This is a genomic window from Amycolatopsis sp. La24 (genome assembly GCF_029087445.1).
Taxonomy (GTDB): Bacteria; Actinomycetota; Actinomycetes; order Mycobacteriales; family Pseudonocardiaceae; genus Amycolatopsis; species Amycolatopsis nivea.
In genome coordinates, this window is the sequence record NZ_JARACH010000123.1 from 1 (window position 1) to 7,988 (window position 7,988).

General features: G+C 69.5%; 10 protein-coding genes. 6 read left to right on the forward strand and 4 right to left on the reverse strand.

All coding sequences use genetic code 11. From position 1 onward, the window contains the following. Positions 1-224: 224 nt before the first annotated feature. Positions 225-1,133, reverse strand: a complete 909-nt coding sequence (locus tag PUT80_RS45760; protein ID WP_275295873.1) for a LysR family transcriptional regulator — start codon at positions 1,131-1,133, stop codon at positions 225-227. Positions 1,134-1,518: 385 nt separating this feature from the next. Next, the gene (locus PUT80_RS45765) at positions 1,519-2,283 is read right to left on the reverse strand and encodes an antibiotic biosynthesis monooxygenase (protein WP_275295874.1); all 765 of its coding nucleotides are present in this window, start codon (positions 2,281-2,283) and stop codon (positions 1,519-1,521) included. A gap of 74 nt (positions 2,284-2,357) precedes the next feature. Between PUT80_RS45765 and PUT80_RS45770 the strand changes: the two genes are divergently transcribed. Then, on the forward strand, positions 2,358-2,690 hold the full coding sequence (locus PUT80_RS45770; protein WP_275295875.1) for a helix-turn-helix domain-containing protein: 333 nt from the start codon (positions 2,358-2,360) through the stop codon (positions 2,688-2,690). A gap of 3 nt (positions 2,691-2,693) precedes the next feature. On the opposite strand, the gene PUT80_RS45775 is transcribed toward PUT80_RS45770, so the two are convergent. Continuing rightward, complete coding sequence (locus PUT80_RS45775; protein WP_037812305.1) at positions 2,694-3,050, reverse strand: DUF488 family protein; 357 nt, start codon at positions 3,048-3,050, stop codon at positions 2,694-2,696. 98 nt (positions 3,051-3,148) lie between these two features. On the opposite strand from PUT80_RS45775, the gene PUT80_RS45780 reads away from it, so the two are divergent. From PUT80_RS45780 to PUT80_RS45790, 3 genes are read left to right on the forward strand one after another with little or no spacing between them, the layout of a single operon-like run. Then, the gene (locus PUT80_RS45780; RefSeq protein WP_275295876.1) at positions 3,149-4,015 is read left to right on the forward strand and encodes a LysR family transcriptional regulator; all 867 of its coding nucleotides are present in this window, start codon (positions 3,149-3,151) and stop codon (positions 4,013-4,015) included. A gap of 39 nt (positions 4,016-4,054) precedes the next feature. Next, positions 4,055-4,666, forward strand: a complete 612-nt coding sequence (locus tag PUT80_RS45785) for a TetR/AcrR family transcriptional regulator (protein WP_078870431.1) — start codon at positions 4,055-4,057, stop codon at positions 4,664-4,666. Next, positions 4,663-5,331 carry a DUF3159 domain-containing protein gene (locus PUT80_RS45790; RefSeq protein WP_051728903.1) on the forward strand — a complete coding sequence of 223 codons (669 nt, stop codon included), beginning with the start codon at positions 4,663-4,665 and terminating at the stop codon, positions 5,329-5,331. Before PUT80_RS45785 ends, PUT80_RS45790 begins: the two co-directional genes overlap by 4 nt. Here PUT80_RS45790 and PUT80_RS45795 read toward each other — a convergent pair. Further along, positions 5,288-6,127, reverse strand: a complete 840-nt coding sequence (locus tag PUT80_RS45795) for a GH25 family lysozyme (protein WP_078870432.1) — start codon at positions 6,125-6,127, stop codon at positions 5,288-5,290. The two genes, PUT80_RS45790 and PUT80_RS45795, sit on opposite strands and share 44 nt — an antisense overlap. Positions 6,128-6,338: 211 nt before the next feature. On the opposite strand from PUT80_RS45795, the gene PUT80_RS45800 reads away from it, so the two are divergent. Next, the gene (locus PUT80_RS45800; RefSeq protein ID WP_275295877.1) at positions 6,339-7,250 is read left to right on the forward strand and encodes a DUF5829 family protein; all 912 of its coding nucleotides are present in this window, start codon (positions 6,339-6,341) and stop codon (positions 7,248-7,250) included. Positions 7,251-7,409: 159 nt separating this feature from the next. Further along, on the forward strand, positions 7,410-7,988 hold a 579-nt coding region (locus PUT80_RS45805), incomplete at its 3' end, for a helix-turn-helix domain-containing protein (RefSeq protein WP_275295878.1).

Here is a 7,988-nt window from a genome sequence, read left to right on the forward strand (position 1 = left end):
ACGTCGGCAACGGCCGACGCCCAGGCACCCGCCCGAAGAAACAACAACCGTCACCGAAGTCCTGACACACCAACCGTCACCCAAGTCCTGATGCGGAACTGTCACCCATGTCCTGAGACATCACACCAGGTAAATCCCGGTCACCCACTCGATACGGCACACCTCACCGCACGGAGTCATAGCGCGCACATCGCGCCAAATCCAGCCACTCGCGAACCCGTCGCCTAGCAGCCTCGGCCAATCGCCCCTGCTTCTTCCTCCAGCGCCCGCACCATCGCCACCGCAGCAGGCTCCGGCCGCTCCCCCGCCACCGCCCACAGCACGCGGCGCAACCCGCCGCACTCGTCGCGTACGGGGATCCATCGGACGTCGGCAGGCAGCGAATCCGCCGCGAACCCGGGCACCAATGAAATTCCCAGCCCCGCCGCGACCAAGCCGAGCCGGGTCGGCCACGCGCGCACCGCGAACGCGATCGACGGCCCGGCGATGCCCGGCCACGTCCCGAATTCCGGCGAGCCGCCCGCGCCGACGATCCACTGCTGTTCGGCCAACTCGTCCGGCTCGACCCAGCTTCGCCCGGCGAACGGATGCGATTCCGCTACTGCCACTCCGTACCCGATTCCGCTGCGCAATTCGCTGCGGCGCAAGCCTTCGAAATCGTATTCCGGCAAACCGTCGCCGGTGACGGCCACCGCGACGTCGAGGCGGCCGCGGCGCAGCGACTGGAGTTGCGCGGACGTCGCGGATTCGGCGAGCTGCACCTCCACGCCCGGATGCGCGCGCAGCAGCCGGGAAACCGCGCGCGGCAGCAAAACCGCCGACGCGGCGGGAAATCCGCCGACCGAGATCCGCCCGGCCAGCCGGTCACGGAGTCCGGCGAGCTCTTTTCCGGCCGCACTCACGCTTTCCAGCACCCGACCGGCGTGCCGGATCAGCACTTCTCCTGCTGTCGTAGGACGGATTCCACGTGCATGCCGTTCGAACAACGCGGTTCCAGTAGCACGTTCGCTCGCCGCGATCTGCCGCGACACCGCGGATTGCGTGTAGCCGAGCCGATGTGCGGCAGCACTGAACGACCCGGTGCGGGCAACCTCGACCACGACCCGAAGGCCGGTGAGCGTCAGATCAGCCATTCCGCCAACCATATCCGAAACGAACGGCCCCGGACGTCCACAGTAGACGCCAGCGCGGCCCCCTCCCTTGGCCCGCGACGCGAAACACCGGCTCGAACCGGGATTTCGCGCCCCGAAGGACACCGAGCGTGCCCCAACTACCCCGCCGCGGGTGCCGCCGAACGCCCGAATCGAGGTTGCGGCGAACAGCCGAATTCGCCTGGGCTTCCGGAGCGGGCGAAACATTCGCGCGGAACAGGACGATGTCATTGCCGGGAGTGGCGAAGGGAATCGCCAGCGTGACCGTCGGCCGACGGTCTACTGTGGAATGCCCGCAGTTTACCGGACCCGTGGTGTCGTTTCTGGCGGTGCGGCACTTCTCATCGCCGCAAGGGATAACGCGGATTCAGCTCCCGCTCCACGGAGGAGCCGACCCCCAACCCCACCGAGGCACCGGCTGGTCGCCCACCGGCCCGGCGTCCGGGGCGGAGAACACCACCGCGAGCCTGCTGCCCCACTCCAAATATCCCGCGAGCACGGCACGGAACTCCGGGTCATTAGGCAACCCGACCTCGTCCGCGGTGGCCAGGAGCAGCGAAACCCACCGGCGTCGCTGCGGTTCGGTGATCGCGCGGCCGGTGTGCCTGGAGATCATGTGCGCGTGTCCGCCGTGTCGCTCGGTGTACGCGGGCGGGCCGCCGAATACCTCGCCTAGCCAAACCGCCACGTGGGCGGGGTGTGACGGGCTCATCCCCGCGAACACCTCGGCCAGCAGGTCGTCCTCGGGCACTTTCGCGTAGAACGCCTCGGTCAGCCTGGCTAGCGCGGGCGCTCCGCCTGCCCACTCATAGAGCGTCGGCACCGCACTGCCCGGGCCGGTCACCTCGGTGCGCTCGTAATGCCGCATCTCTTCGATCTGCTCGACATAGGGCCGGATCTCGGCGAAGAACGCGGCGAAATGAGGGCCGCCGCGGAAGCCCTTGAGATGGGCCTCTGCGGAGGTCCAGACGATGCGCAGGACATAGCTGCCCGGCTCGTCGACGGCGTGCGAGAGTTCGTACTCGTGACACTGTTCCGCGGCAGCGAGCGACTTGGCCGCGCGTCGGTAAGCGGCTTCGAAGTCCGCGTGCCCGCCGTCCGGGATGCGGTACCGGATGTACTCGATGATCACCGGATCACCCAAGCACGCGCCCGGCCGCGCGCCTAGTACGCACTTTCCGGTGCGTACTAGGCGATGATGGGGGGATGAAAGCGCGCTACTCCTGTGCGGTCGAGCTGGCCGTCGACGTCATGGGCGGGAAGTGGAAGCCGGTGATCCTGGCGCGGCTCAAGGAAGGCCCGCACCGCTACGGCCAGCTGCGCCGGGCCATTCCGTCGATCACCGAGAAGGTGCTCACCGAACAGCTGCGGGAGCTGGCCGCGGCCGGGCTGGTGGACCGGACCGAGGTGGGCGGCCGGGTGCCGACGGTCGAGTACCGGCTGACCCCCGAAGGCGACGAGCTGCGCCCGGCGCTGACCGCGTTGTACGAATGGGGCAGCAGGTATGCCGAGCGCAACGGCATCCAGGTCGGCAGCTGAACGCTAGCTGAGCAGGTCGGCCAGGACCGCCGCTTCGCTGATGTCGCTGCGTTTGGTCGCGGTCAGCAGCGTCAGCGGACCCTTTTTCGCCAGTGCGCGCAACTGGTCCAAGGCTTCCGCGCGTTCCGGTTCTTCCAGTTCCGAGCGGTAGCGCTCGGCGAATTCGTCGTAGCGGTCCGGGTCGTGGGAGTACCACTTGCGCAGGTCCGTCGACGGGGAGATCTGCTTGAGCCAGTCGTCCAGATGCGCGCGGTCCTTGCTCAGCCCGCGCGGCCACAGCCGGTCGACCAGGACCCGCGCGCCGTCGCTGGATTCCGGGGCGTCGTAGACCCGGCGTACCTGGACTTGGCGTTTGCTCATCGGGGCAGCGGCTCCTTCCGGTGTCAGCGGTTCCCGTCGCCACCCAGCGTCCGCCGGCAGCCGCCGCGGCGCAAACGAAGGGGGTATAACCCCAGGGTATGGAACTGCGTCAGCTGCGCTATTTCGTGGCCGTGTTCACCGAGGGGTCGATCAGCCGGGCGGCCGGCTTGCTGCTGATGTCGCAGCCCGCGCTGACCAGGCAGATCCGGGTCCTCGAACGCGAACTCGGGACGCCGTTGTTCGACCGCGTGCCGACGGGCGTGCAGGCGACGGTCGCCGGCCGGGCGTTGCACGAGCACGCGCGGCAGCTGCTGCGGCTCGCGGACGCGACACGGGAGGTCACGCGGTCCGCGGCTCCGGTCAAGGAGCAGGTCGAGATCGCGTTGCCGCCCGGGATTCCGCAGGACTGGGTGCTCGCGGCGCTCGCGGAAATCCGCCGTCAAGTGCCGGATGCCGCACTGTCGTTTTTGGACGCCAGCAGCACCGAGCAGCTGCGAATGCTCAGCGAAGGACGGATCGACATCGGGCTGATCCACCAGAACCCGCCGTCGACGCTGCATGGGCGGTTGTTGTTCGAACATCCCTTCGGCGTCGCGATCCGGCCTGGTCACAAGCTTTTCGGGCGCGCCCACTGCCGGTTGCGGGATCTCGACGACGTCCGGGTGCTGGCGCATTCGCGGGCGCAGGTCCCGGCCGGGCACGACCAGATGCTCGCCGCGGCGCACGGGCTTGGAGTGTCGCCGAACTGGCGGCTCGCGCGGTTCAACGAGAACGCGCTGGCCTGCGCGGAGGCGGTCGAGGCGGACGCGGTGCTGCTCAGCCGCCCCAGTGCGAACCGGATGCTGCCCGAGTGGGCCTGGAGCGAGCTGGTCGAGCCGGGCGTGCCGCTGACGACGTGGGCGGCGTGCCAGCCGCAGACCCGGCGGATCGTCGGCGCGGTCATGGAGGTCCTGGCGAATTTTTAGTGTTGCACTGTTACGCAACGCCGTTTTACTATCGGGGATGTGAGCCCGAGACAGCGTGATGCCGCACTTCGCGAAAGCCTTCTGGCGACGGCCGCCCAGGTGCTGGCCGAGGAAGGCGGTCCAGCCTTGTCGACTCGGCGGCTGGCCCGCGAGCTGGGCGTGTCGACGACGGCGGTCTACACCTACTTCGGCAGCGTCGAACAGTTGCGCCGGGAGGTGCGACTGGAGGGCTTTCGCCGGCTCGAAGAGACGATGGATTCCCCCGCTGAAGACCCGGTGACCGCCCTCGCCGCAGCGGTGGCGGCGTTTTTCCGGTTCGGGATGGCCGAACCGCATCTGTACCGGGCGATGTTCGTCGACCGTCCGCTGGACGACGACCGTGCGGGCGAGGCCTGTTTCTTGCTGCTGCGGAAGCTTCTCGACCAGGCGGTGGGGTCCGGCCGGTTTCCCGGCGTGCCCGCGGAGCAGACGGAAATGTGCGCGGCTCAGGTGTGGAGCACGCAGCACGGGCTGGCGACGATGGTGCTCAGCGGCGCGTTGCCGGAGGCCGCGGGGCAGGCAGCGCTGGCGGATCTGCTGGTGCGGCTGGCGATCGGGTACGGTGACGCCCCCGACCAGGCGGCCCGGTCAGTGGCGGGAGCACTGGAGTGAAGCGGCGTTTCCTTGGCAGGAAAGCGAATCCCGCGCCGAGACCGCGGATCGACACACCGTCCGGGATCGTCCTGTCCGCGATCCCCTCGGCGGTCCTCGCGCCGCTCAACGCCGTCGCTGGTACCGGAATCGCGGTCGGCGCCGCGGCTGCCCTCGCCGCCGTGCTCGCAGCGGTCCGGATCCGGCGCGGAAATCCGAAGGGACCGGCGTTCGGCGGGCTGGTCGGCGTCGGCATCGCCGGGTTCATCGCGTGGCAGACCGGATCCGGCGGCGGGCTTTTCCTGCCCGACCTCGTCTGGTACCTGCTGGCCGCGCTGGTGCTGGCCGGGTCGATCGTCGTGCGGCGGCCGCTCGTCGGTATCGGCTGGGCGGCGATCGGCCGCGCCGGGACCGAACGCGCCGCGCGCCGCCGGTTCACGGTCGCGACCGCGATCCTCGCCGCGGGCTTTCTCGTCCGGGCGGCGGTGACCGGCCTGCTCAGCCTCGACCCGGCGAACGCCTGGCTGGTCGCGGCCAAAGTCGCGACCGGACTGCCGGGCACGCTGGCCGGGCTGGCGGTCCTCGCCTGGGCACGGCCCCGTCCGGGAGCCCGGCCGGACCGGACTCCCGAACGGGCCCGGTTCAGCCGGTGGCCAGCACCTTCAGCCGGTCGATGCCCGCGCTGAAGTAGTCCTGGTCGAGCGGCGTCGAGGTGTACTGCCAGAAGGTGTAGAAGCCCCAGTTGTACGGCAGCGCGCCCGGCGATGACGAGTACGCCGCCACCCACAGCGGGTTGGTCGAGCTGAAGTCGCCCTTGTTGCCGGTGCACTGGGTCCACCAGCTGGTGGCCGTGTAGATCACCGGCCAGCGCGACGTCTTCGCGTGGTACTCGTCGCTGAACGCCTTGATCCACGACACCATCGCGGACTGGCTCAGCCCGTAGCAGGCGGAGTTGGGTCCCCATTCGATGTCGAGCGTGCCCGGCAGGGTCTTGCCGTCCTTCGACCAGCCGCCGCCGTGCGCGACGAAGTAGTCGGCCTGCGCCGCGCCGCCGGAAAGGTCGGGGCGGCCGTAGTGGTACGCGCCGCGGATCATGCCGACGTTGTACGAACCGTTGTACTGCTGGGTGAAGTCCGGGTTCTGGTAGCCGGTGCCCTCGGTCGCCTTCACGTAGGCGAACCGTTTGCCCTGGTTCCAATAGGACTGCCAGTCGACCGCCCCTTGGTAGCTGCTCACGTCGATGCCCGACGTGGTCGCCTCGACCGACGCCGGCGCGACCCCCGTGCCGCCTCCTTCGTGCGCCCGGATGGAGGCGCCCATCTGGTGGTTGTCCGGAGTTTCGGCCGAGGTGCCCGAGGCCGCGGCAGGTGCGGCCCCAGCGTCCGGCGCGGTCGCCACGAGCAGGGCGGCAGCCGCGGCGAGCACCGCACCGGTCAGGCGGCGGCGCGCCCTCCCGGCGGGTCCCCAGTGGTGAGTGGTCATGACAGGTCCTTTCGGATGCCCTCGCGACGCGCCACCCGATCAGGTGGCACGAGGACCTGATTCTGTTACTAAATGTGATGCACTGTCACTGCTCCAAGTGAACTAATTTCCACTTGACCGGACAACGAGAAAGACATTCTCAGTAGGCCGTTGCGGTCGAGTTCCACGAAAACGCCGCCGTCCGGCCGCCGCCGCCTTACTCTCCTCGGCCATGTCGAAACCTCGAAGAACCCGGACGATCCTCCAGCTCCTGGTCGTGCTCCTGACCCTGGCCGCGACCGGCACCGCACACGCGAGCGAGCAGACCTTGCTGCACTTCAACCACGGCTACGGCGTCCTCGACCGCGAGACCGCCGACGCCATCGAGCATTCGGCCTATCTCAAGGACTTCGCGAACTTCCAGGTCCGCACCACCACGGGCGCGGGCAGCGAAAAATGGACCGGCCGGTACCTGATGGGCCGGGAAACCTACGTGGAACTCTTCGGTGTCGGCGACGTCCCCGGCAAGGACGGCGACCTCGGTTCGGCGGGCCTGGGAGTCTCGGTCGAACACACCGGACAACTGTCCACAGTGGTCCAGCGCCTGCACGACGCGGGCATCGCGAACCCGCTGGAATTCCTGCAAACCCGCGACTTCGGCGACGGCAAGCCGGTCCCGTGGTTCAACGGAGTCTTCACCACCGACCAGTACGACACCTTCGGTGCCTGGGGCATGGAATACCGCGAGGAGTACTTCGCGGACCCGCGCAGCAACACCAGCCCCGCGCACTACCCCGGCGACATCAGCCGCAACCGGTACTTGCCGGACGACTACCGCAACCACCAGATGCGCGACGTCACCGGCATCCGCATCGGCATCACCGCACGCGACCTGGGCAACACCCTGCCCCTGCTGCGCGCCGGAGGAATGACCGTGCGCCAGTTGCCCACCGGTGCCGTGGCTTTCGACGGCATGACCACCATCCGCTTCGACACGGTAACCGCAGACCAAGTCGGTTTGCGCCAACTCGACCTGGCTCTGAACCAGCCCACTGGAACAAGACACGTCGAGCAGTTGGGGCACTCGACCCTGACTGTGGGCCCAGGTGCGCACGCCCGCTGGACCTTCGCCATCCGCGACTGACCCCGTACGCGAGGGGAACCCTGAGGGAATCTGCTTGGGTTCTAGTGGTGGTTGCAACGCCTGAGTTGTGCAGGGGTTGCAGTGGTCGTGGTCGGGCGTGGTCGGGCTCCGCGGGGCCGGGTGAGGCTGGCGGCGGAACGCCGCCGCTATTTTGATCTTGTGGCGGAGGGCGTGGGCACGGTCGAGGCGTGCCGCAGGGTCGGGGTCGACCGCAGGACCGGGCACTATTGGCGGCACGGGAGGCCGAGCCGGGCGGGCGCGACCGCGCGCCCGGCCGCGCGGCCCGGGCCGGACTCGGGCCGGTTCCTGAGCGCGGGCGAGCGGATCGCGATCGCGGACGGGCTGGCGGCGGGCCGCTCGCGGCGGGCGATCGCGGCCGAGCTGGGCCGCAGCCCGTCCACGATCAGCCGGGAGATCGCCCGCAACGCCCGCCCCTGCGGCGAATACCGGCCCCACGCCGCCCACGACCTCGCCCGGGCACGGCGCCCGCGACCGAAAACAGGCAAGATCGCGGCCTGCCCCGAACTGCGGGACCGGGTGCAGGCGATGCTGACCGACAAATTCAGCCCGGAGCAGATCGCCGCCCGGCTGCGCCGCGACCACCCCGACCGGCCGGAGCTGCACGTGACCCACGAAACGATCTACCAGGCCCTCTACGTCCAAGGCCGCGGCGAACTGCGCCGCGAGCTGGCCCGCGCCCTGCGCACCGGCCGCACCATGCGCAAACCCCGCGCCAGC

Bases quoted from the DNA above. Each gene is read 5' to 3' on its own strand.
- PUT80_RS45775 (WP_037812305.1), bottom strand. From the start codon at position 3,050: ATGAGCAAACGCCAAGTCCAGGTACGCCGGGTCTACGACGCCCCGGAA.
- PUT80_RS45780 (WP_275295876.1), top strand. From the start codon at position 3,149: ATGGAACTGCGTCAGCTGCGCTATTTCGTGGCCGTGTTCACCGAGGGG.
- PUT80_RS45800 (WP_275295877.1), top strand. From the start codon at position 6,339: ATGTCGAAACCTCGAAGAACCCGGACGATCCTCCAGCTCCTGGTCGTG.
- PUT80_RS45795 (WP_078870432.1), bottom strand. From the start codon at position 6,127: ATGACCACTCACCACTGGGGACCCGCCGGGAGGGCGCGCCGCCGCCTG.
- PUT80_RS45760 (WP_275295873.1), bottom strand. From the start codon at position 1,133: ATGGCTGATCTGACGCTCACCGGCCTTCGGGTCGTGGTCGAGGTTGCC.
- PUT80_RS45770 (WP_275295875.1), top strand. From the start codon at position 2,358: ATGAAAGCGCGCTACTCCTGTGCGGTCGAGCTGGCCGTCGACGTCATG.